This window comes from Nocardioides silvaticus, from assembly GCF_003160695.1.
Lineage (GTDB): Bacteria > Actinomycetota > Actinomycetes > Propionibacteriales > Nocardioidaceae > Nocardioides > Nocardioides silvaticus.
On record NZ_QGDD01000007.1, the window covers coordinates 75,439 to 97,893 of the forward strand.

Here is a 22,455-nt window from a genome sequence, read left to right on the forward strand (position 1 = left end):
TCGGGACCCCTGGAACGCCTCCGCCCGGGCGATACGGTGGAGGCATGCGGCTGGGCGTGCTCGACATCGGCTCGAACACCGGGCACCTGCTCGTCGTCGACGCCCACGGCGGGTCCGCGCCCCTGCCGGCGTACTCCTTCAAGCAGCCGCTCCGGCTGGCCGAGCACCTCGACGACGACGGCGCCGTCACCCAGACGGGCATCGACGCGCTCGCCGGCTTCGCCGCCGAGGCGGTGGTCGTCGCGGAGGAGAAGGGCTGCGAGGAGATGATCTGCTTCGCGACCTCGGCGGTGCGCGACTCCCGCAACGCCGACGCGGTGCTCGACCACGTGCGCGAGCAGACCGGCGTCGCCATCGAGGTGCTCTCCGGCGAGGACGAGGCACGGCTGACGTTCCTGGCCGTACGTCGCTGGTTCGGCTGGTCCGCCGGGCGGCTCACCGTGTTCGACATCGGTGGCGGCTCGCTCGAGATCGCGACCGGGGCCGACGAGCGCCCCGCCGTCGCACAGTCCCTGCCGCTCGGGGCGGCCCGGCTCGCGGCGACGCACTTCTCCGGTGCGATCGACGAGGAGCGGCTCAAGGACATCCGGCGCACGATCCGGGCCGACATCGCCAAGGACGCCGGCCAGGTGCTGCGGACCGGTACGACGCACCGCGCCGCCGCCACGTCGAAGACGTTCCGCTCGCTCGCGCGGATCTGCGGCGCCGCGCCGTCGACCGAGGGGCCGCTGGTGCCGCGGTCCCTGGCGCAGGAGGAGCTGCGGCGGTGGATCCCCAAGCTGGTCGCGATGACGCCCGACGAGCTCTCCGCGCTGCCCGGCGTCTCGCCGAGCCGCACCCACCAGATCGTGCCCGGCGCGCTCGTGGCCGAGGCGTGCATGGACATCTTCGGCCTGTCCGAGCTGGAGATCTGCCCCTGGGCGCTGCGGGAGGGTGTGATCCTCGAGCGCATCGACAAGCTCAGCGTCATCGGCGGGGACTGAGATGGTGAGCGACGGAGCCGCCCGCCCGGGGCGGCCGCGGATCGGGCTGTCGACCTCCTCGGTCTATCCCGAGTCGACCGCGCACGCCTTCAGCTGGGCGGCGGAGGTCGGCTACGAGGCCGTCGAGGTGATGGTCGGCATCGACGCGCTGTCCCAGCAGGTCGTGGCGATCGAGCAGCTGGTCGAGCACCACGGAATCCCGGTGAGTGCCGTGCACGCGCCGTGCCTGCTCTTCACCCAGCGGGTCTGGGGCACCGAACCGTGGGGGAAGCTCGAGCGGTCGGCCGAGATGGCGGCCGCGGTGGGCGCGGAGGTCGTCGTCGTCCACCCCCCGTTCCGGTGGCAGAGGGAGTACGCCCGCGACTTCGTCAACGGGATCGCGGCGCTCGAGGAGTCCAGCGGCATCGCGTTCGCGGTGGAGAACATGTATCCCTGGCGGGCCTCGGCCAGGCGCAGCATGGAGATGTACCTCCCGGGGTGGGACCCCTCCTCGGAGCCCTACGCGAACACCACGATCGACCTCTCCCACGCGGCGATCGCCCACGACGACCCGATCGCGATGGCCGACCGGCTGGGACCGCGGTTGCGCCACATCCACCTCACCGACGGCACCGGGTCGGCCAAGGACGAGCACCTGGTGCCGGGGCGCGGAGCGATGCGGGCGGCCGACTTCCTGCACCACGTGGTCGCGAACGGCTTCAATGGAGAGGTGGTGCTCGAGATCAACACCCGCCGGTGCACGACCCGCGAGGAGCGGGCGGCCGACCTGCGGGCGTCCCTGGAGTTCGCGCGCGAGCACCTGACGGTCGCCCCGGGCGCCGCGGTGGCACCGGTGGCACCGGTGGCCCCGCGCCCGGCGACGGAGCGGTGACCGAGGGGCCCCGGCGCGGTCGGCGCCCGGGACGACCCGACACGCGTGCGGAGATCCTGGTGGCGGCGCGCAACGCGTTCGCCGAGCAGGGCTTCGCCGGGACGACGATCCGCGCGATCGCCAACGCGGCCGGTGTCGACACGGCGCTGGTCCACCACTACTTCGGCAGCAAGGACGACCTGTTCGTCGCGGCCCTCGAGGCACCCGTCGACCCGCGGGAGGTGATCAGCGCCGCGGTCGCCGGACAGCCCGAGCAGGCCGGGGAGGCGCTGGTCCGCGCCTTCCTGTCGGTCTGGGACGACCCGGGCCTGCAGCCAGGGCTGCTCGCCCTCGTGCGCCGGGTGCTCGAGCCCGGTGGTGACCGGCTGGTCCGGGACGGGTTCGTGCCGGTCGTGCTCGTGCCGATCGGGGAGCAGCTCGGCCTCGACCGGCCGTCGTTGCGGATGCCGCTCGTCGCGTCCCAGGTGATCGGGCTGATCCTCGCCCGCTACGTGGTGCGGCTCGAACCCGTCGCCTCCCTCCACCCCGAGGTCCTCGTCGGGATCTACGGGCCCACGATCCAGCGCTACCTGACGGGAGAGCTTCCCCCGGGCTGATCGCGTCGCAGGTTGCGCCGGAGCGCCCTCCACGGCATTATTCATCACATGATGAAAAGCGCCGTGGAGGCTGTCGGCCTCTCCGTGGCCCGCGGCGGCCGTGACGTCCTGCGCGGGCTCGACTTCACGATCCCCGTCGGGGAGGTGACCGGCCTGCTGGGCCCGTCCGGCTGCGGCAAGTCGACGTTGATGCGTGCTCTCGTCGGCGTCCAGGCCGGCGTGCGCGGCACCTGCACGGTGCTCGGCGAACCCGCCGGCTCGCGCGCGCTGCGACCGCGGATCGGCTACGTCACCCAGGCGCCGAGCGTGTACGACGACCTCAGCGTCGCCGAGAACCTCGCCTTCTTCGCGCGGGTGCTCGGTGTCGACCGGGCAGAGGTGGGCCGCTGCCTGGAGACGGTCGACCTCGCCGACCGTGGCGACGACGTGGTCGCCAACCTCAGCGGCGGGCAGCGCTCCCGAGCCAGCCTCGCCGTCGCCCTGCTCGGCAGCCCCAGCCTGCTCGTCCTCGACGAGCCGACGGTCGGGCTGGACCCGGTGCTGCGGGAGGACCTGTGGTCCACCTTCCACGGCCTGGCCGAGTCCGGCGTCGCCGTACTCGTCTCCAGCCACGTCATGGACGAGGCCGAGCGCTGCGACCGGCTGCTGCTGATGCGGGACGGGGTCTTCATCGCCGACGGCACCCCGGCCGAGATCAAGCGGACGGCGGGCCTCGCCGAGGCCGACGACATCGAGGCCGCCTTCCTCGCGATCGTCAGGAGCGCGTCATGACGCCGCGGGTCACCCTCGCCATCGCGGCCCGCGTGCTGGTGCAGCTGCGCCGCGACCACCGGACGCTCGCGATCATGCTGGTGCTGCCCTGCCTGCTGATCACCTTGCTGTGGTGGATGTTCGACGACCTGCCGGGCAGCACCTTCGACCGGATCGGGCCGGCCCTGCTGGCGATGTTCCCCTTCGTCGTGATGTTCCTCATCACCAGCGTCACGACCTTGCGCGAGCGCTCCGGCGGCACCCTGGAGCGGCTGCTCGCGATGCCGATGGGCAAGCTCGACTTCCTCTTCGGCTACGCCGTCGCCTTCGGACTGGTCGCAGCGGTCCAGTCCGCCCTGGCCGTCGCCCTCAGCGTCGGCGTGCTCGACCTGACCATCGAGGGGCCGGTCTGGCTGCTGACCGTCGTCGCGATCGTCGACGCCGTCCTCGGCACCGCGCTCGGGCTGTTCGTCAGCGCGTTCGCCCGCACCGAGTTCCAAGCGGTCCAGTTCATGCCGGCGGTCGTGATCCCGCAGATCCTTCTCTGCGGCCTCTTCGTCCCCCGCTCCGCGCTCCCCGACGTCCTCGGCGCGATCAGCGACGTGCTGCCGCTGTCCTACGCCGTCGACGCCATGGAGCACCTCACCCGCTCCACCACGACCGGCGAGGTGTGGGTGGACCTGGCCGTCGTCGCGGCGTACGCCGTCGCCGGCCTCGCGCTCGGCGCGGGCACCCTGCGACGCCGCAGCCCCTGACCCCGCGGAAGCGGCATCTCGCGGGCCTCCGTCGTACCGTTGGAGGCATGCGTCCCCTGCGTGACTCGCTCCTCCTCCTCTCGCGCAGCGAGGCGGTGAAGCGCCTCATCACGACCCTCCCGGTGTCGGCTGCGGTGGTGAGGTCGTACGTCCCCGGCGAGAGCGCCGAGGAGGCCGTCGCGGCGACCGCGGAGCTGGTCGAGGGCGGCATCGCCGTCACGCTCGACTACCTCGGTGAGGACACGACCGACGTCGAGCAGGCGGAGGCGACGGTGGCGGCGTACCTCGAGCTCCTCAAGCAGCTCTCCGCCCAGGGCCTGGCCCGGCGCGCAGAGGTCAGCGTCAAGCTCACCGCGATCGGCCTTTCCCTCGACTCCGACGTCGCGCCCGGCGGCGGCCGCAAGATCGCGCTCGAGAACGCCCGCGCCATCTGCCGCGCCGCGCGCAACGCCGGCACCACGGTCACCATCGACATGGAGGACCACACCACCACCGACCAGACGCTTGTGATCCTCCGCGAGCTGCGCAAGGACTTCCCCGAGACCGGTGCCGTCCTGCAGGCCTACCTCTACCGCACGGAGGCCGACTGCCGCGCTCTCGCGTACGCCGGCAGCCGGGTCCGTCTCTGCAAGGGCGCCTACGACGAACCGTCCGACGTCGCCTACTCCGACCCGGACGAGGTCGACAAGGCCTACGTGCGGTGCCTGAAGATCCTGCTCGGCCACACCAGCCCCGACGGCGACTGCTACCCGATGATCGCCTCCCACGACCCGCGGCTGATCGAGATCGCGTCCTCGCTCGCGAGCCGGTACGGCCGCGCGCAGGGCACCTACGAGTTCCAGATGCTCTACGGCATCCGCCCGGCCGAGCAGCGCCGGCTCGCGGCCGCCGGCGAGACGGTGCGCGTCTACATCCCCTACGGCAACGAGTGGTACGGCTACCTCATGAGAAGGCTCGCCGAGCGCCCGCGGAACCTGTCCTTCTTCCTCACGTCGCTCATCAAGAAGAGCTGAGGACCTCTACCCTTTCCCCATGAAGCAGACCGCGGTCATCGGCGCCGGCGTCATGGGCGAGACCCTGCTGTCCGGACTGGTCCGGGCCGGCCGTCGCGTCGACCAGCTGCTCGTCGGCGAGAAGCGCGAGGCGCGGGCCAAGGAGCTCGAGGAGCGGTACGACGTCGCCGTCGTCTCCAATGTCGAAGCCGCCTCCAAGGCCGACACCGTCGCGCTCGTGGTGAAGCCGCAGGACATGGTCGACGTGCTCCGCGAGATCTCCGACGTCCTCCGCCCCGGCCAGCTGCTCGTCTCGCTGGCCGCCGGCATCACGACCGACCTCATCGAGTCGCACGTGCCCGAGGGAGTCGCCGTCGTCCGCGTCATGCCGAACACCCCCGCGCTCGTCGACCAGGGCATGTCGGCGATCTCGGCCGGCTCCCACTGCGACGAGGCCCATCTCGCCGAGGCCGAGGAGCTGATGGCCTCCGTCGGCCGGGTCGTCCTGGTGCCGGAGAAGCAGCAGGACGCCGTCACCGCGATCAGCGGCTCCGGCCCGGCCTACATCTTCTTCGTCGTCGAGTCGATGATCGAGGCCGGCGTCCACCTCGGCCTGCCCCGCACCACCGCCAGCGAGCTCGCGATCCAGACCCTCGTCGGCTCCGCCGCGATGCTCCGCGAGACCGGCGAGCACCCGACCGTGCTCCGCGAGCAGGTCACCTCACCCGCCGGCACCACCGCCGCCGCCCTCCGCGAGCTCGAGATCCACCGCGTCCGCGCCGCGTTCCTCGCCGCGCTCGAAGCCGCGCGGGACCGGTCGCGGGAGCTGGCGAGCGGGGGCTGACGGGCCGGGCTCACGGGCCGGGCTCACGGGCCGGGCGTGGAATACCCGGTCGGCCGGGTATCCCACGGGTTGTCAGCCATTGCAGAGGCTGACAACCCGATGAACACCCGGTCGACCGGGTATTCCACGGCGCGCCCAGCTACCAGCTGAGCTCCGCCAGCGACCTGATCCGCTCGACGCCGGCCACCTCGTGCGCCCGGTAGCGCCCGACCCGGTCGATCAGCACCGACCCGAGGCCGGCGGCCCGGGCTCCCCGCACGTCGTGGCGCAGCGAGTCGCCGACCATCACCGCGCCGGACGGGTCGACGCCGAGGTCGGCGCACGCGTGGTGGAAGGCGCGGGGGTCGGGCTTGGCGGCGCCGAGCGCGGAGGACGCGTAAACGCGCACGTCGTACGACGCCAGTCCGGTGCGCTGCATCTTCGTCTCCTGGATGCTCTGCTCGCCGTTGGTGAGGATGCCGACCGCCAGGCCGGCGCCGAGCGCCCGCTCCAGCGCGGCAGCCGCGTCGTCGAACGCCGCCCACGCCGCGCGGTAGCAGGCGAGGTAGCCCGCGAAGGTGTCGTCGGCGACCGCGTCGTCGGCGAGGTCCCAGCCGGGCAGGAACGCCCGGATCCGGGCCCGGCGCTGCTCGACGTGGGAGACCTCGCCGCGCTGGAAGCGCTCGTGGTGGTAGGTCTCGAGGGCGAACCACCGCTCCGCGTGGTCCTCGAGCATCCCGTCCAGCCCGAGCCCTGCCAGCCACGCCCGGAGGCCACGGTCGGCCGCGCCGCGGTGGTCGAACAGCGTGTCATCGAGGTCGAAGAGGACTCCCGTGACCGCCATGCGCCCATCCTCGCAAGACCCTCCGACAGCACCGACAGGCCACCCTCGCCGAGCCTCAACCCAGCCCGATCGCGATCCGGGCCGCCTCGAGCACCGGCGCGGTGACCTCGCGGCACCGCGCGGCACCGGCTGCGAAGACCGAGTCGACCCGACCGGGGTCGGCCGCGAGCTCGGCGTACCGCCTCTGCACGGGGGCCAGCTCGTCGACCACCGCGTCCGTGACGGCTGCCTTCAGGGCGCCGTACGACGTGATGCCCTCGGCCGAGCCCCCGCACGCCTCCAGGATGTCCACCAGGTTCGTCACGCCGGGCTTCGTGGCCCGGTCGCGGCGGACGGCGTCGGGGCCGGTGTCGGAGTCGGTGACGGCCCGCGCCACCTTCCGCCGTACGACGTCGGGCGGGTCGAGCAGGTACACGATCCCGGCGCCGTTCTCGTGGGACTTGCCCATCTTGGTGGTCGGGTACTGCAGGTCCATCACCCGCGCACCGGCGGCCGGGGTGACGATCTCCGGCACCGTGAACACCTCGCCGTACTCGCGATTGAAGCGCAGTGCGAGGTCGCGGGTGAGCTCGACGTGCTGGCGCTGGTCGTCGCCGACCGGCACCCGCGCGGCGCGGTAGAGCAGGATGTCGGCGGCCATCAGGACCGGGTAGGTGTAGAGCGAGGCGCGGGTGGCCGGGTTCGACCGGCCCTTCTCCTTGAACTGGATCATCCGGTTCAGCTCGCCGGTGTGGGCGGTGCACTCCAGCAGGTACGCGAGCTCGGAGTGGGCCGGCACGTGGCTCTGGACGAAGAGCGTCGCCGGCTCGAGACCGACGGCGAGCAGCAGCGTCGTCATCTCCCGCACCAGGATGCGCAGCCGGGCGGGGTCGTGGGCGACCGTCAGCGCGTGCAGGTCCGCGACGCCGTAGAAGCAGACGTCGTCGACCGCCTGCTCGCGCATCGGCCGCAGCGCGCCGAGGTGGTTGCCGAGGGTCAGGTGCCCGGTGGGCTTGAGCAGGGACAAGTGGGTCACAGGTTCTCCAGGGGATGAGAGCCCGCGGACGACCACTCGGGTCGGGTACGACGAACGGCCGCCCGCGGGCGGCCGTCGATAGGAAGGTGCTGAAGCAGGTGGCCGCCGTCAGGCGGGCCACCAGCGGTACGTCGTCGGAGTCAGCACGACGTCATGGTCCCACGTCCGCGACCGACGCCGCGCGGCGCATTTCTGCAAGGAGGTAATCTTGATTACATGACGACAGAAGAAGTCCGCGGCTGGTTCGCCGGCCGCCTGCCCGAGGGGCTGTTCGAGGAGCTGGTCGAGGTCACCGTCGACCGCGAGGAGATCACCGTGGTGGGCCGGGTCCCGGCTCCCGAGGTTGCGGACGACGCGTCCGACGCCGAGCGCGCTGCCACCGTCGAGGGGAAGGTCGCGGAGTTCCGCGAGCGCACCCGTGGCGACCGGATGGCCGTCGCCCGCGAGGCGGAGCGGAAGTTCGACCGCAAGGTGTCGTGGGGCGTGGAGTGCGACGGGACCCGCACCCTCTTCACCCACGTGGCGGCGCCGGTGATGACCCGGCTCCGCCAGCCCGAGCGCCGCGTGCTCGACCTGCTGGTCGCCGGCGGCGTCGCCCGCAGCCGCAGCGACGCGCTCGGCTGGTGCGTCCGGCTGGTGCAGCAGCACGCCGACGAGTGGCTGGCCGACCTGCGCGAGTCCCTCGTCCAGGTCGAGGAGGTACGACGCCGCGGCCCTGCCGCGTGACGTGCCGAGCCCTACGCGAGCCCGACGACGACGGCGACGACGGCGAGCAGTGGGAGCAAGCCCTGCTTCGTGGCGGCCGAGGCGCGAGCCGGGTTCGAGGCCACCAGCACGACGGCCGCCGCGAGCATCGACCCGACGCCGGCCAGCACGAGCACCGGACCCGCGTCGTCGTACCCCGCCCCGTCCTGGCCGCCCGTGACGGCGATGCCGATCGCGGTGACGATCGCCAGGAACAGGTTGTAGAAGCCCTGGTTGTAGGCGAGCTCCTTGGTGGTCTCGGCCTCCTCGGCCGACGTGCCGAACACCGCGCGGGTGCTCGGCCGGGTCCAGGCCAGGGACTCCATGTAGAAGATGTAGAGGTGGAGCGCGGCGGCCAGCCCCGCCAGCACCAGTCCGACCGTCAGCACCGGACGATCATGGCGCAGCCTCGGGCACCACGCCACCGGGTGGCGTGGTCACGCCGAGCATCGTCGCCCTGATCATCCGCGGCGCCTCCTCGGCCGTCAGCTCACCGTCGTGGACGGCGTTCGCCGCCGCGTGGACGACCGTGTGCAGCACCGTGATCAGCCAGGAGGTCGGCACGTCGCTGCGGAACCGCCCCTCCGCGCGCCCGCGCTCGAGGAGCTTCTCGGCCCGGTCGCGGTGCGGCGAGTGGGCGGCCACCAGGTCGGCGTCCGGCATCGACCGCTCGGCGGCGACCACCAGCGCGCCGTACCGGAAGGTGATCCTCCAGGTCGCCTCGATCAGCCGCTCCAGCGCGTCGGCCGGGTCGCCGGACAGGTCGAGGCCGCGGAGCGCCTCGTCCGACTCGCGCATCGACCGCTCGACGACCGCGGCGACCAACGTCGCGCGCGAGTCGAAGTGTCCGTAGAGGGTGACGCGCCCGACGCCGGCCGCCTTCGCGATCTCGCTGATGCTGGCGTCGGGGTCGCGCGCCAGGCAGGACGTCGCGGCGTCGAGGATCGCCGCGACGTTCCTGCGGGCGTCGGCGCGCTGCGGTCGCGCGCTGCTTCCGGTGGTCTTCGTGGTCACGATGACGCCAGCCTAGGAGATCCGTGCCTCCTGGAGGCCCGTCAGTGGACACCTCCGTGGACGTGGCCGGCCCCCGGCGCCCGCCCCGGCACCAGCACGAGCGACGCCAGCCCGGCGACGACCGCGACGACGGTCGCAAGGGTGAAGCCGTCGACGAAGCCGGCGGTCGTCGCGCCGCCGATGCTGGCGGCAGCGACGCTCGAGATGGCCGCGGCGCCCAGCGAGGCCCCGAACTCGTGGAACGTGCTCACGATCCCGGAGGCGATGCCGGACTCGTGGGCCGCGACCTGGCCGAGCGCGGTCGCCGAGGCCGCGACGAAGATGGCGCCGAGCCCGAGCGCACCGGACGAGATGCCCGCGACGACGGCGGTGGTGCCGTCGAGGAGAGCGGGTACGGCGAACCCGGCCGCCGCGACCACGAACCCGGCTGCCGCGAGGCCGCGCCCGCCGAGCCGGGCGATCAGGTGCCCACCGCCGGTCGCGCCGATCGTGGTCGCCACCGCGACCGGGAGGAACATCAGGCCGGCGGCGAAGGCGCCGTGGCCCGCGTGGTGCTGGAGGTAGAACGTGCCGAGGAAGAAGCCGGCGACCATCAGCGCGGTGGCGGTCACGATCAGGAAGGTGCCCGCGGCGACGGGTCGCCGCGCGAGCAGGCGGAGGTCCATCAGCGGGGACCGCGCGGCGCGCTGGCGCAGCGCGAACAGCCCGTAGAGCGCGAGCGCTCCGAGGAGCAGGAGCAGCGTCGTACCGTCGGTCCAGCCGCGGTCGCCCGCCTCGATCAGCGCGTAGATCGCGGTGCCCGTCGCGGCCGTCACCAGCAGGGCACCCGGCACGTCGAGTGCACCGGCGCCCCGCTCCGTGCTGCGGGGCAGGAGGCGCAGCAGCGCCACCGCGACGAGGATCCCGATCGGCACGTTGACGTAGAAGACCCACGGCCACCCGGGGCCGGCCGTGAGCGCCCCGCCCAGCAGCACGCCGAGTGCGGCACCGCCGCCACCGAGCGCCGACCAGATGCCGAGCGCCTTGGTGCGCTCGTCGCCGTCGAAGAGCTGCAGCACGGCGGACAGGGCTGCCGGCGACAGCAAGGCGGCCCCCACGCCCTGGGCGACCCGGCCGCCGAGCAGCACCTCGCTGCTTCCGGCCAACCCGCTGGCGAGGGACGCGGCGGTGAAGACGGTCAGGCCCACGAGCACCATCCGCCGGGCGCCGAACAGGTCGGCGAGCCGCCCGCCCAGCAGCATCAGGCCGCCGAAGGCGAGCGTGTAGGCGGTGACGACCCAGGTGGTCGCCTCCCGGGTCAGGTCGAGGTCGGCGCCGAGGTGTGGCAGCGCGATGGCCACCACGGTGACGTCCACGATCAGCATTAGCTGCGCGGTGCCGAGGAGCGCCAGCGCCTTCCATCGGTGAGGGGCGGGAGCCGGCCGGGGCACCGGCTCCGCCGTCGAGGTGGTCTGCATCGGGATCCTCCGTCAAGTCGAACAGTGATGTTCAGGATCATAAGTCAAACATTGGTGTACGACAAGAGGAGTTCGGGCAGCGAGTACGTTGCGGACATGACGACGGGCCCGAGCGAGGAGTGCGCCGGCCGGACCAGCGTCGTCTTCGACCCGTCGCTGACCGAGTACGACTTCGGCCCCGAGCACCCGATGGCGCCGCTGCGCGTGGACCTGACGATGCGGCTCGCCGCGGAGTGCGGGGTGCTCGACCACCTCGAGCAGGTGCCGGCGCCGATCGCCTCCGACGATCTCGTCGCCACCGTGCACGACCCGGCCCTGATCGAGGCCGTCCAGCGGATGAGCGCACAGCCCGGCCCCGGGGAGGAGCTACGCGGGCTCGGCACCGACGACAACCCGGTCTTCCGCGGCATGCACCACGCCGCCGCCCACATCGTCGGCGCCAGCCACGAGGCGTTCCGCCGCGTCTGGACCGGCGAGAGCCTGCACAGCGCCAACGTCACCGGCGGGCTGCACCACGCGATGCCGGACCGGGCGAGCGGCTTCTGCGTCTACAACGACGTCGCGATCGGGATCCGCTGGCTGCTGGACAACGGCGCGCAGCGGGTGGCGTACGTCGACGTCGACGTCCACCACGGCGACGGCGTCGAGGCGATCTTCGCCGACGACCCGCGGGTGCTCACCATCTCGCTGCACGAGTCCGGGCAGTTCCTGTTCCCCGGCACCGGCTTCCCCGACGACACCGGCGGGCCGGACGCCCCCGGCAGCGCCGTCAACGTCGCCCTGCCGCCCGGCACGAGCGACGGGGGCTGGCTCCGCGCCTTCCACGCCGTCGTCCCGCCCCTGTTGCGGGAGTTCGGCCCCGACGTCCTCGTCACCCAGCACGGCTGCGACTCCCACGCCGACGACCCGTTGGCTCACCTCATGCTGAGCGTCGACGGCCAGCGCGCGGCGTACCTCGCCCTCCACGACCTTGCCCACGAGGTCGCCGGCGGCCGCTGGGTCGCCACCGGGGGCGGCGGCTACTCGCTCGTCCAGGTCGTCCCCCGCGCCTGGACCCACCTGCTCGCGGTGGTAGCCGGCCGCCCGCTCGACGCCGCGCAGCCGGTGCCGGACGCCTGGCGCGAGTACACGCTGGAGCGGTACGGCGCCGACGCACCCCGTCGGATGACCGACGCCGGCCGGACGTCGTACCGCCCCTGGGAGGAGGGCTACGACCCCGGCGCGTGGCTCGACCGCGCCGTCCACGCGACCCGGATGGCGGTGTTCCCGCTCCACGGGCTCGACCCGCAGCCCTGATCCGGCCGCTCCTGACACGGCTGGCATTCGCGGCGCTCGGCGCGCCCGAGCGCAAGCCGACACGCCGACGCCTCAAAAGTTGCTCTGATGAATCCCTTCCCCACGAGTCACATCTGGCCCTATTCTCACGACAGGCGTCCGCAGATCACGGCTGGGGAAGGCGGTGACGGACGCGCAGAAAAGGTGGTTCGCCATGGCTTCCTCCCAGGACCGGTCCGAGTCGCGTCCGGACCCGAAGTTCCTCACCATCGCCGAGGTGGCGACCATGATGCGCGTCTCCAAGATGACCGTCTACCGCTTGGTGCACAACGGTGAGCTCCCCGCCGTCCGCGTCGGCCGCTCCTTCCGCGTGCCCGAGAGCGACGTGGACGAGTACCTGCGGAAGTCCTTCTACAACGCTGGATGACCGCGAGGTCCCGAGCGTCAGCGAGGGAGCTCGCGAAAAGCCATCCAGGTCGAGTGCGCCCGCGAGCGAGGAACGAGCTCGCGACGGCGTGTATCGAGACCCGGTGAGACGGACGCCGACCGCGCGCACGCTGATGGGACGTTCCTCTCATCGTCGCTCCTGATTCTCCAACCGCTCGATCCGGCCGATAGGCTGTCGGGGTCGTCCGACACCGCCGTCGGCTCGGCGGTCGTCTGATGCCGGACCACGGGGTCCGGTGCGTTGGAGAGGTTCACGTGGGTTCTGTCATCAAGAAGCGGCGCAAGCGCATGGCCAAGAAGAAGCACCGCAAGCTTCTGAAGAAGACGCGGGTGCAGCGCCGCAAGCTCGGCAAGTGACCCACGCCCCGCGCGGGGCGTAGCTGTTCCTTTGGCTGGGGGAGTCGGGAGACATTGGGCATGAGCGGTCGGACCGTGCTGGTCACCGGGGTGTCCCGGGACCTCGGCCGCACCTGCGCACGTTCCCTGGCCGCCGACCCGTCGGTCGCGCGGGTGATCGGCGTCGACGTGATGCCGCCGCGCGGCGACATCGGCGACGTGCAGTTCGTGCGCGCCGACATCCGCAACCCGGTGATCGCCAAGGTGATCGCGCGGGAGGACGTCGACACCGTCGTCCACATGAGCGTCATCGCCACCCCCGGCAGCGCCGGGGCGCGTGGCACGATGAAGGAGCTCAACGTCATCGGCACCATGCAGCTGCTCGCTGCGTGCCAGAAGGCCGAGTCCCTCCAGCAGCTGGTCGTGAAGTCCACGACCACCGTCTACGGCGCCAGCAGCGCCGACCCTGCCATGTTCACCGAGGACATGCAGCCGCGCGGCCGCGCCCGCACGGGCTATGCCAAGGACGCCGCCGAGGTCGAGGCCTACGTGCGCGGCTTCGCCCGCCGCCGCCCCGACGTCACCGTCACCACGCTGCGCTGCGCCAACGTGATCGGGCCGGGCGTGGTCAGCCCGGTGACGTCGTACTTCCGGCTCCCGGTGATCCCCACCGTGCTCGGGTTCGACCCGCGCCTGCAGTTCCTGCACGAGTCCGACCTCAACCGGGTGCTCCGGCACGCGGTGACCGCCGGCGTGCACGGCACCTTCAACATCGCCGGCGACGACGTGCTGATGCTGTCGCAGGCGCTGCGGCGCCTCCAGCGCCCCAGCGTCCCGTTGCCCGGCTTCGCGTTCGGCGGTCTGGGGTCCGCGCTCAAGTCCACCCGCCTCGCCGACCTCTCCCCGGAGCTGGTCACCTTCCTCACCTACGGTCGCGGCGTCGACACGACGCGGATGCGCGCCGAGCTCGGCTTCGAGCCCCGCTACACCACGGCCGAGGCGTTCGGTGAGTTCGCCTCGACCCTGCCGCCCACCGGCGGCCGCACCGAACGGCTGCTCGGCGCCGTCGCCGACCGCCTGCCCGAGGTCAGCGACGACCGCCCGCCCGCCCTGACCGCACTGACTGGCACCGGAGGCAGCGATGGGTGACGCCGAGATCATCCCGATCGGCACGCGGGGCCGGCCCGGTCGCGGCACGGGCACCCGCCCGTCGGCCGCGGCGCGCAACCTGGCGCCCAAGGGCCGTTCCGGCGGCGCGAAGTCCGAGCCGCCGCGCGCCGACGCCGAGACCGAGACGCCGACCGCGGCGGCCCCCGACGAGGCTGCTGTCCCGGCGCCGGAGACCGAGCCCGTCGTGCCCCTCGCCTCCGAGCAGCCCGCCACCAGCGCGCGGCTCGAGCTCTCGGAGCGCGAGGGCCCCGGCATCCCGCTCGGCGACCTGCTGAACGCCTTCCAGGCGGCAGCCCGCGAGGTGTTCGGCGAGCAGTGGGAGCACCAGCTCGCCCATTTCCTCGCCTTCCTCCGTCGGCGGCTGACCGGCGACTACGTCGTCGACGAGTTCGGGTTCGACGCCGAGATCACCGAGCGGTTCTTCCTCGCCGCGGTCCGGCCGATCGCGGAGAAGTGGTTCCGCGTCGAGGTCCGCGGCGCCGAGAACATCCCCGCCGAGGGCGGCGCGCTCATCGTGTCCAACCACTCGGGCACCATCCCGGTCGACGCACTGATGACGATGGCGATGGTCCACGACCACACCGGCCGGCACCTGCGGGCGCTCGGCGCCGACCTGGTCTTCAAGCTGCCGTTCGTCAGCAAGGTCGCACGCAAGGGCGGCGCGACCCTCGCGTGCAACGAGGACGCCGAGCGGATGCTGGCCGGCGGGGAGCTGGTCGGGGTGTGGCCCGAGGGCTTCAAGGGCATCGGCAAGCCCTACTCCCAGCGGTACAAGCTGCAGCGGTTCGGTCGCGGCGGCTTCGTCTCGGCCGCCCTGCGCACCCAGGTCCCGATCGTGCCGCTGTCGGTCGTCGGCGCCGAGGAGATCTACCCGCTCGTCGGCAACGTGCCGGCGCTGGCCCGGCTGCTCGGCGTGCCCTACATCCCGATCACGCCGCTGTTCCCCTGGCTTGGTCCGCTCGGGATGGTGCCGCTACCGTCGAAGTGGCTGCTCGAGTTCGGCGAGCCGATCCGCACCGACGAGTACGACGACCACGCCGCCGAGGACCCGATGCTGGTCTTCAACGTCACCGACCAGGTGCGCGAGACGATCCAGCAGACGCTCTACAGCCTGCTGATGCAGCGCCAGTCGGTCTTCAAGTAGTCGGCCGAGAGTCGGCCGAGCGCGTCTCCGCTCCGGGCGGAGACAGGGCCGGTGCGCCGGTCGGCACGAGGTCGGCCGGCGTCTGCACGCAGGGCCGGATCGTCGGCTACTTCGAACCCAGCAGGCCGTCGACGAGCTCGCCGATGCCGTTGACGACGCCGTTGAGCGTCTCGTTGACGGTCGTGGTGGTCACCTGACCGCCGGCGTCGAGACCGTCCTTGATCTGGTCACCGAGGTCCTTCAGCGGACCGGACACGTCGTCGGGGTCCACATCGGGGTCGACCGGCGGCACGGTCGGCGTGTCGTCGGTCGAGGTCGGCGGCGTCCGGGTCTCGGTGCCCTGCGGCTCCTGGTCGGAGGTCTTGCCGTCCTCGTTCTTGGCGATCTTCTCGACCTTCTCGGTGTCGAGGACGCCGTCGATCGTCAGCGGCGTCTCCTGAAGGCTGAGGAGGCCGTGCAGGCTGCGCGCGAGCGACATCGTGGCGAACTCGGGGAGCTCGGTGACGTCGCCGTTGCCGCAGGTCGGGCAGAGCTGGAAGGCGGCGGTGTCGGCCTGCTGCACCGACTGCGCCGCGGTGATCAGCGCCGGCCGTGCCTCGGTCGGCACGACGTCGCCGAGGCTGTTGAGCTCGGCCATCGAGTCGTCGGCGAAGGTGCGCAGGTCGCCGATCGCGTCCTGGTCGCCGGTCGAGGCGTACTCGTCGAGCGCGAGCTCGGCGGCCTGGTTGGACTGGTCGGTGAAGTCCTGCAGCGTGGAGGCGACGGTCTTGGCGTCGGCGCCCTCGGCGGTGAGCTGCTCGGCCTCGGCCAGCCGGTTCTCGGCGTGGGCGAGGAGCGTGCGCGCCTTCGCGGCGTCGTCGGACTGGAGATTGGTCTGGGCGTTCTCGATCGCCCGCTTGACCGGGTAGAGCACGTCGCCCGGCAGCGCGGACTGGGATGCCATGGCCATCGAGCCGGTGGCGGCGACGATCGCGAAGCCGCCGAGCACGGTCGCGGCGCGGCGCTCGCGGGCGCCGGAGCGCTGGCGCGGCGTGAGCCGGACCCGCACCGCGTCGTCGACGGGACGGGTCATCCGGGCCGCCTCGACGACCAGCCGGCTGCGCAGGTCGAGCACGAAGTCGGGGCGGGCCTCGACGACGGGCACGGCGCTCAGCGCGCCGATCAGCTCGAGCAGCTCGGCGTGCTCGGTGGCCGCTTCCTGCTCACGGGCAGGAGCAGTCAGCAGCGCGTCGAATTCCTCGGCACGGCGCCTGCTCACGTAGGCCCCCGTCATGCTCTCCACCCTTGATCGTTCGAAAGTCTCCAACCGGCCAACGACCGCGCCGGAGCGTTGGTTACGCCTGATCGGATGTGACGTGCGTAATCCGGGTGGACTAGGACGGCATGGCCCGTCGGGACTAGGTGGCGCAGGGCCGTCATCGCAGGCCCTCCGGCATCAGCTTGGCCAGGTTGCGGACCCCGCGGAGCTGGAGCTGCTTGATGGCGCCCTCGCTCCGGCCGAGCACCTGTGCCGTCTCGGCGATGCTCATCCCCTGGAGGAACCGCATGACCAGGCAGTCCTTCTGCTCGTTCGGCAGGTCGGTCAGCGCTTCGAGCAGGATCTCGTTGGTCAGGCTCGCGAGCACCGCGTTCTCGGGACCCTCGGTGGTGTCGTCGTGCTGGCCCATGTCCTCGGTGGTCATCTCGAGGCGGGTGCGGCCGGCCTTGAAGTGGTCGGTCGCGAGGTTGCGGGCGATCGTCATCAGCCAGGCGCCGAAGTCCTTGCCCTGCCAGCGGAACGAGGACATGTTGCGCAGCGCCCGGAAGAACGTCTCCGAGGTGAGGTCCTCGGCCACGACGATCGAACGGGTGCGGTAGTAGAGGAACCGGTAGACCGAGGGCTGGTAGTGGTCGTAGAGGAGGCCGAACGCGTCGGCGTCGCCGCCGCGGGCCAGCTCGACCAGGCCGATCAGCCGCTCACGCTCCTCGGGGGAGTCCTCCGAGGACGCGGCCAGCCGGGCGTCGCCGTACCCGGAGCCGGAGCCGGCCTCGGCGTCGTAGCCGGTGTCGGCCTCGCTGAGCAGCCAGCCGAGCGCGGAGGGCCGGCCGGCCGGAACCGGCGCCGCGCCGCCGGCGACGGCGAGGTCGGGGGCTGAGGGAGGGAGCAGCGCGGAGGCGACAGCAGCGCGCAAGGCCGCGAGGCCGCGCGTGATGTCTGTCTCCAGGCTCACTGGATTTCCCTCCCAGGTTGACGCCCCGGTCACCGATCTTAGGGCCGATTGGCCGCTTGTGAAACCGCAACGGTCACCGTGGACCCCTTGGATCACATCTGATTACACGATTTCCGCGGGAGCTCCGCCGGAAATCGGCAGAATTGAAGGGCGGTCAACCGAGGTGACGGCGCACCTGACGGCGCACGACGACGCTCGCGAGGGCCGCCCCGGTGGCCGCGGAGCCGACCACGAGCCCGGCCCGGGCCGCCTTGCGACCGGTGCGGTAGTCGCGGATCCGCCAGCCGTGCTCCCGGGCGTGGGCGCGCAGCTTGGGATCGGGATTGATGGCGCAGGGGTCGCCGACCAGGCTCAGCATCGGCAGGTCGTTGGAGGAGTCGGAGTACGCCGAGCACCGGGTCAGGTCGAGGCCCTCCCGCTCGGCGAGGGCCAAGATCGCCTCCGCCTTCGCCGGGCCGTGCAGCATGTCGCCGACGAGCCTGCCCGTGTAGACGCCGTCGACGTGCTCGGCGACGGTGCCGAGGGCGCCGGTGAGGCCCAGCCGCTTCGCGATCAGCCGGGCGATCTCGATCGGTGCTGCGGTGACCAGCCAGACCCGCTGCCCCTCGTCGAGGTGCAGCTGCGCGAGCGCCCGGGTGCCGGGCCAGATCCGGTGCGCCATCGCCTCGTCGAAGATCTCCTCCCCGACCTCCTCGAGCTCGGCCACGGTGTGGCCGGCGATGAACGCCAGCGCCGAGTTGCGGGCCTCGGCGACGTGCTCGGGATCCTCGACGCCGACGAAGCGGAAGTACGCCTGCTTGTAGGCGGCACCGAGGAGGTCGCGGGTCGTGAAAAACTTGCGGCGGTAGAGGCCGCGGGCCAGGTGGAAGATGCTGGCGCCCTGCATGACGGTGTTGTCCACGTCGAAGAAGGCGGCTGCGCGGGCGTCGGCCGGTGTCGCCAGCGCCGACTCGACCTCGGCCGCGGACGCCGCCGCCTCGCCGGCCAGCTTCGAGCGCTGCTTCAGGTTCAGCCGCTTGGCGCGTTCGGAGGGCGCGGGCATGGCTAGAGACTAACGGCCGCCAGGGCCGGTCATCCCGCGTACTATCGCGGCCATGTCTGTCGTCGCCGACGTGGCTGCTCTCGTGGGAACCGCTGCAGCCGAGGCAGGCGATCGGCTCGCCGTGGTCGAGGCCGGCGGCCGCGGGATGACGTGGTCCGAGCTCGACGTCGAGGTGAGCCGGGTCGCGAGCGGTCTCGGCCCGGCCGGCATCGTCGCCGGGCACCGGGTGCTCCTGGCCCTCGGCAACCGGCTCGAGTTCGTGACGACCTACCTCGGGGTGCTGCGGGCGCAGGCCGTCGCGGTCCCCGTGAACCCCGGCTCGACCCCCAACGAGCTGGCCCGGATGCTGGCCGACTCCGGGTCCCGGCTCGTCGTCGCCGACCCCGACACGATCGGCCCCGTCCGCGCCGCGGTCGCCGAGGTCCGCCAGGACGACGACCGCCCGTTGCGGGTGGTCCTCGTCGGTGGCGAGCCCGCGCCCGACGAGCAGTCGTACGACGACCTCCGGACCGCCGAACCGCGCGACCCGCTGCCGCTGCGCGACCCCGAGGCGCTCGCGGTGCTGCTCTACACCAGTGGCACCTCCGGCCGACCGCGCGCGGTGATGCTCACCCACCGCGCCCTCGTCGCGAACCTGGAGCAGGTCGCCACCGTCGAGCCGCCGATGATCCACAGCGACGACGTCGTGCTCGGCGTGCTGCCGCTCTTCCACGTCTACGGGCTCAACGCCGTGCTGGGCGGGGTGCTGCGCCACCGGGCCAAGCTCGTGCTCGCGGAGCGGTTCGACCCCGAGGGCACCCTCGACCTGATCGAGGACGAGGCGTGCAGCGTGGTGCCGGTCGCGCCGCCGGTCTTCGCCCACTGGCGCGGCGTCGACGCGCTCGAGGAGCGGCTCGGCCCGGTCCGGCTGGTGCTCTCCGGGTCGGCCCCGCTGTCCGCGGAGGTCATCGACGAGTTCACCGCTCGCACCGGCGTGCCGGTCCACCAGGGCTACGGCCTCACGGAGGCGGCGCCGGTCGTCACCACCACGCTGCGGTCCGAGGGCTCCGAGCCCGGCTCGGTCGGCTCGCCGCTCGACGGCATCGAGCTGCGGCTCGTCGACGACGACCGGGTGCAGCTGACCGGTGCCGACCTGAGCGACCCCGGCGAGATCGAGATCCGCGGGGCCAACCTGTTCAGCGGCTACTGGCCCGACGGGGTGGACGGCCCCGACGAGGACGGCTGGTGGCCCACCGGCGACGTCGGTGTCCTCGACGCCGCCGGCGACCTGCACCTGGTCGACCGGGTCAAGGACCTGGTGATCGTCTCGGGGTTCAACGTCTACCCGACCGAGGTCGAGTCGGTGATCTGCGACGTTCCCGGCGTTCGCGAGGTCGCGGTCATCGGCGCCGACGACGTGGTGACCGGAGAGACGGTCGTCGCGTTCGTCGTACCTGCCGACGCGGGGGCGGACCGGGACGCGCTCGCAGCCGCCGTCACCGCGTGGTGCGCCGACCGGCTGGCCCGGTTCAAGCAGCCGACCCGGCTCGAGGTCGTCGACGAGCTCCCGCACTCGGTCACCGGCAAGGTCCAGAAGGGCCGGCTGCGCGGCCAGGAGCGACGGCGCGCGCTCGGTCTGATCGAGTAGCGGCGATGTCCGAGCCCCGCGTCACCCTCTACTCCCGGCCCGGTTGCCACCTCTGCGACGACGCCCGCGCGATCGTCGCGGCAGTCTGCGCCGAGCTGGGCGAGACCTACGCCGAGGTGTCGATCGACGACGACCCCGCGCTGCAGCAGCGGTTCGGCGAGGAGATCCCGGTGACGTTCGTCGACGGGAAGCAGCACGACTTCTGGCGGGTCGACGCGACCCGCCTCCGGAGGGCCCTCACGGCCTGACGTCCCGCGACCCTTAGGGTCGGGGTTGTGGTTGGGACGACGCGGCGCACGGGGGCGCTGGCGGGGATCGTCGTGGTCCTCGTCGTGCTCCTGCTGAGCCACCGGTTCGGGCGTGCGGAGCCCACAGCGGACTACCGGCCGGACCTCCCGCCCGACGCGCTCGCCACCGGCTGCTACCCGCTGCCCGGCGGCGCTTCCCTCGACCTCGCCTACCAGGTACGACGCGACGGCGACGTCGTCGTCGACGGAGAGCTGCGCCGCGTCCTGGTCGGCCAGTACGACGAGGTCGACGACGCCGCGGCGCTCGAGACGATCGTCGAGGACTTCACCGACGTCGGGTACGTCGCGTCCGACCGACCCGCGCCGTACGACGCGGTGCTGCGGCAGCCCGGCGCCGGCCCCGCAGAGGAGGTGCGACTGACCGTCGAGCAGCTGCCGGGACTCGAGGAGGACACGCTGGTCCGCGGGACGTTCGAGCTCGACCTCCCGGTCGCGGAGCTCGCGAGCGACGCCGAGGTCTGCGCCGACCCGAGGTCGACGAAGCGGTGGGACGACGAGTGAGCGCACCCACCACGACCACGCCCCTCGCGACCACCGGCCCGCTCGGCTGGGTCGGCCGGGTCGCGGCCCGGCTGCCCCGCCCCGAGGTGCTGCTGGTGTGGCTGCTGGTCGCCCACGTCGTGCTCAAGCTGCTGATCTACCCGCTGACGATGCACGCGCCGGCCTACAACGACGAGCAGCAGTACTACGACGGCGCCCGCGCCCTCTCCAACCTGCTGCGCGACGTCTTCGCCTTCACCGCGCCGGACGGCGCGGAGCTCGAGCGCAACGTCGTCGCGTCGGGGTGGTTCATGCCCGGCATGGCGATCCTGATGACGCCGCTGTTCGTCGTCCTCCCCGACGCCGCCGACCCGCTGTGCCGCGCCTACCTCGGCGTCGCGAACTTCCTGGTCCTGCTCTGGGCCGTCCGCTCCGTCAAGAAACGCCTCGGTCCTGGTTACGCGACGCTGCTCGTCGCGTTCCCTGCGCTGCTCCCGAGCTGGGTGCTGATGTCGTTCACCGCCTACGGCGACCCGCTCAGCGGCGTCGTGCTCGTCGTGCTGGTCGCGCACGTGGTCGACATGCTGCGGCGGCTCCGCGCCGGCGAGCCGCCGGCCTGGAAGGAGGCCCTCCAGCTCGGCCTGCTCGCGATCGCCGTCCTCTACCTGCGGTCGAGCACGTCGATCGTCCTCGCGGCCCTCGGCCTGGTGACGCTGGTGGCGGCGCTGGTGCTGCTCCGCGGCGCCGCGCGGTGGCGCGCCCTCGCCGCCGCCGGCCTCGCGGGCGTGGTGTTCCTGATGCTTCTCGCCCCGTGGTCGATCGCCGCGTCGAGGTCGCTCGAGGCGAGGGTCGTCACGACCACGACGGTGCCGATCTCGCTGGCCAACACGTTCGGCGACCGCGAGCAGGTCTGCTTCGGCGAGTGCGACCCCGACAGCTTCCTGTGGTTCCGGCCGCTGCGCTACGCGCGTGAGGTCGCGCGGGCGACGGGGGAGTCCGAGGTCGAGGTCGAGAAGCAGATGTCCGACTACGCGCTGCGCGACCTCGACCGTCGCGACTACGCCCGCCAGACCTGGTGGAACATCGGCTCCTACTTCCTGCTCCCTGCCAACTTCGTCCGCTACATCGCGCCGCCCGAGGGAAGGGGGCCGGTGGGCATGGCCGCCCAGAAGCTGATCTGGGGTGCGACCTACGCCTACTTCATCCCGGTCCTGCTGCTCACCCTGCTGTCGATGCTGTTCGTGCAGCTGCGCTCGCTCGAGGCGCAGATCCTCGACACGCTCACCAAGCTGGCGCTGCTCGCGCTGTTCGTGCAGCCGTTCGTCCACGTCGCCGGGTCGCGCTACTGGACCACCGCCGGCCCGCTGTTCATCCTCGCCGCAGCCGGCTTCCTTCGGGAGCTTTACGTACGACGACGCCACGTCGCCCCGGTCCGCGAGCACCTCGACGGCACCGACGCGCAGCTCAGCCGGTGGCTCAAACCCCTGCAGGTGGCGCTGTCCGCTGTGTTCGTCGGCGCGCTGCTCGTCGTCGGCGTGATGGCGATCTGACCGGTCCTCCCCGCTCATCTAG

At 72.4% G+C, this 22,455-nt stretch carries 25 protein-coding genes; 17 read left to right on the top strand and 8 right to left on the bottom strand.

What is annotated here, in order from left to right; genetic code table 11:
* Positions 1–44: 44 nt before the first annotated feature.
* From DJ010_RS15330 to proC, 7 genes are read left to right on the top strand one after another with little or no spacing between them, the layout of a single operon-like run.
* Entirely contained in the window at positions 45–983 is a 939-nt protein-coding gene (locus DJ010_RS15330; protein WP_109695312.1) for a Ppx/GppA family phosphatase, read from the top strand.
* Between the two features lies 1 nt (position 984).
* Positions 985–1,854: a sugar phosphate isomerase/epimerase family protein gene (locus DJ010_RS15335; protein ID WP_109695314.1), complete on the top strand. Its 870-nt coding sequence runs from the start codon at positions 985–987 to the stop codon at positions 1,852–1,854.
* A gap of 59 nt (positions 1,855–1,913) precedes the next feature.
* Positions 1,914–2,450 (top strand): TetR/AcrR family transcriptional regulator, encoded by a 537-nt coding sequence (locus DJ010_RS22755; protein ID WP_281271144.1) that lies wholly within the window; start codon positions 1,914–1,916, stop codon positions 2,448–2,450.
* 48 nt (positions 2,451–2,498) lie between these two features.
* Positions 2,499–3,221: an ABC transporter ATP-binding protein gene (locus DJ010_RS15345; protein ID WP_109695318.1), complete on the top strand. Its 723-nt coding sequence runs from the start codon at positions 2,499–2,501 to the stop codon at positions 3,219–3,221.
* Positions 3,218–3,955 (top strand): ABC transporter permease, encoded by a 738-nt coding sequence (locus DJ010_RS15350; protein WP_109695320.1) that lies wholly within the window; start codon positions 3,218–3,220, stop codon positions 3,953–3,955. Before DJ010_RS15345 ends, DJ010_RS15350 begins: the two co-directional genes overlap by 4 nt.
* A gap of 47 nt (positions 3,956–4,002) precedes the next feature.
* Positions 4,003–4,968: a proline dehydrogenase family protein gene (locus DJ010_RS15355; RefSeq protein ID WP_109695322.1), complete on the top strand. Its 966-nt coding sequence runs from the start codon at positions 4,003–4,005 to the stop codon at positions 4,966–4,968.
* A 19-nt stretch (positions 4,969–4,987) separates the two neighbouring features.
* Positions 4,988–5,791: a pyrroline-5-carboxylate reductase gene (gene proC, locus DJ010_RS15360; RefSeq protein ID WP_109695324.1), complete on the top strand. Its 804-nt coding sequence runs from the start codon at positions 4,988–4,990 to the stop codon at positions 5,789–5,791.
* 139 nt (positions 5,792–5,930) lie between these two features.
* Here the strand turns inward: proC and DJ010_RS15365 are convergent, their stop codons facing one another.
* Positions 5,931–6,614, bottom strand: coding sequence for an HAD family hydrolase (locus DJ010_RS15365; RefSeq protein ID WP_109695326.1), 684 nt, complete (start codon positions 6,612–6,614; stop codon positions 5,931–5,933).
* Between the two features lie 55 nt (positions 6,615–6,669).
* Positions 6,670–7,629 (bottom strand): tryptophan--tRNA ligase, encoded by a 960-nt coding sequence (gene trpS, locus DJ010_RS15370; RefSeq protein ID WP_109695328.1) that lies wholly within the window; start codon positions 7,627–7,629, stop codon positions 6,670–6,672.
* A gap of 216 nt (positions 7,630–7,845) precedes the next feature.
* On the opposite strand from trpS, the gene abmR reads away from it, so the two are divergent.
* Complete coding sequence (abmR, locus tag DJ010_RS15375; RefSeq protein ID WP_109695330.1) at positions 7,846–8,355, top strand: ATP-binding transcription factor AbmR; 510 nt, start codon at positions 7,846–7,848, stop codon at positions 8,353–8,355.
* Positions 8,356–8,366: 11 nt separating this feature from the next.
* Here abmR and DJ010_RS15380 read toward each other — a convergent pair whose 3' ends face one another.
* Genes DJ010_RS15380 through DJ010_RS15390 form a run of 3 tightly spaced genes read right to left on the bottom strand, consistent with a single transcriptional unit; the run spans position 8,367 to position 10,844 of the window.
* Entirely contained in the window at positions 8,367–8,762 is a 396-nt protein-coding gene (locus DJ010_RS15380; RefSeq protein WP_109695332.1) for a DUF1304 domain-containing protein, read from the bottom strand.
* A gap of 7 nt (positions 8,763–8,769) precedes the next feature.
* Positions 8,770–9,387, bottom strand: coding sequence for a TetR/AcrR family transcriptional regulator (locus tag DJ010_RS15385; protein ID WP_211318818.1), 618 nt, complete (start codon positions 9,385–9,387; stop codon positions 8,770–8,772).
* Between the two features lie 41 nt (positions 9,388–9,428).
* A complete protein-coding gene (locus DJ010_RS15390; RefSeq protein WP_109695336.1) occupies positions 9,429–10,844 on the bottom strand; it encodes an MFS transporter in 1,416 nt (471 codons plus the stop codon).
* A gap of 96 nt (positions 10,845–10,940) precedes the next feature.
* Between DJ010_RS15390 and DJ010_RS15395 the strand changes: the two genes are divergently transcribed.
* The 5 genes from DJ010_RS15395 to DJ010_RS15415 all read left to right on the top strand — a co-directional run bounded on the left by DJ010_RS15395 (position 10,941) and on the right by DJ010_RS15415 (position 15,216).
* Positions 10,941–12,140, top strand: a complete 1,200-nt coding sequence (locus DJ010_RS15395) for an acetoin utilization protein AcuC (RefSeq protein WP_109695338.1) — start codon at positions 10,941–10,943, stop codon at positions 12,138–12,140.
* Between the two features lie 193 nt (positions 12,141–12,333).
* Positions 12,334–12,546: a helix-turn-helix domain-containing protein gene (locus tag DJ010_RS15400; RefSeq protein WP_109695340.1), complete on the top strand. Its 213-nt coding sequence runs from the start codon at positions 12,334–12,336 to the stop codon at positions 12,544–12,546.
* A 275-nt stretch (positions 12,547–12,821) separates the two neighbouring features.
* Positions 12,822–12,923, top strand: a complete 102-nt coding sequence (locus DJ010_RS15405) for a 30S ribosomal protein bS22 (protein ID WP_008356322.1) — start codon at positions 12,822–12,824, stop codon at positions 12,921–12,923.
* Positions 12,924–12,983: 60 nt separating this feature from the next.
* On the top strand, positions 12,984–14,051 hold the full coding sequence (locus DJ010_RS15410; protein WP_109695342.1) for an NAD-dependent epimerase/dehydratase family protein: 1,068 nt from the start codon (positions 12,984–12,986) through the stop codon (positions 14,049–14,051).
* On the top strand, positions 14,044–15,216 hold the full coding sequence (locus DJ010_RS15415; protein WP_109695344.1) for a lysophospholipid acyltransferase family protein: 1,173 nt from the start codon (positions 14,044–14,046) through the stop codon (positions 15,214–15,216). The genes DJ010_RS15410 and DJ010_RS15415 overlap by 8 nt, the downstream gene beginning before the upstream one ends.
* A 106-nt stretch (positions 15,217–15,322) precedes the next feature.
* Here DJ010_RS15415 and DJ010_RS15420 read toward each other — a convergent pair whose 3' ends face one another.
* From DJ010_RS15420 to DJ010_RS15430, 3 genes are all read right to left on the bottom strand, one after another.
* Entirely contained in the window at positions 15,323–16,489 is a 1,167-nt protein-coding gene (locus DJ010_RS15420) for a DUF5667 domain-containing protein (RefSeq protein WP_146207368.1), read from the bottom strand.
* Between the two features lie 142 nt (positions 16,490–16,631).
* Positions 16,632–17,426, bottom strand: a complete 795-nt coding sequence (locus DJ010_RS15425) for a sigma-70 family RNA polymerase sigma factor (protein WP_109695348.1) — start codon at positions 17,424–17,426, stop codon at positions 16,632–16,634.
* Positions 17,427–17,580: 154 nt separating this feature from the next.
* Positions 17,581–18,468, bottom strand: a complete 888-nt coding sequence (locus DJ010_RS15430) for an HAD family hydrolase (protein WP_211318819.1) — start codon at positions 18,466–18,468, stop codon at positions 17,581–17,583.
* Positions 18,469–18,520: 52 nt separating this feature from the next.
* Here DJ010_RS15430 and DJ010_RS15435 point away from each other — a divergent pair, with 52 nt between their 5' ends.
* The 4 genes from DJ010_RS15435 to DJ010_RS15450 are packed head-to-tail and all read left to right on the top strand — an operon-like array spanning position 18,521 to position 22,433.
* Positions 18,521–20,095, top strand: coding sequence for a class I adenylate-forming enzyme family protein (locus tag DJ010_RS15435; RefSeq protein ID WP_109695350.1), 1,575 nt, complete (start codon positions 18,521–18,523; stop codon positions 20,093–20,095).
* A gap of 5 nt (positions 20,096–20,100) precedes the next feature.
* Positions 20,101–20,343 carry a glutaredoxin family protein gene (locus tag DJ010_RS15440; RefSeq protein ID WP_109695352.1) on the top strand — a complete coding sequence of 81 codons (243 nt, stop codon included), beginning with the start codon at positions 20,101–20,103 and terminating at the stop codon, positions 20,341–20,343.
* A gap of 27 nt (positions 20,344–20,370) precedes the next feature.
* On the top strand, positions 20,371–20,904 hold the full coding sequence (locus tag DJ010_RS22120; RefSeq protein WP_158283027.1) for a hypothetical protein: 534 nt from the start codon (positions 20,371–20,373) through the stop codon (positions 20,902–20,904).
* Positions 20,901–22,433 carry a hypothetical protein gene (locus tag DJ010_RS15450; RefSeq protein WP_109695355.1) on the top strand — a complete coding sequence of 511 codons (1,533 nt, stop codon included), beginning with the start codon at positions 20,901–20,903 and terminating at the stop codon, positions 22,431–22,433. The genes DJ010_RS22120 and DJ010_RS15450 overlap by 4 nt, the downstream gene beginning before the upstream one ends.
* Positions 22,434–22,455: the final 22 nt, after the last annotated feature.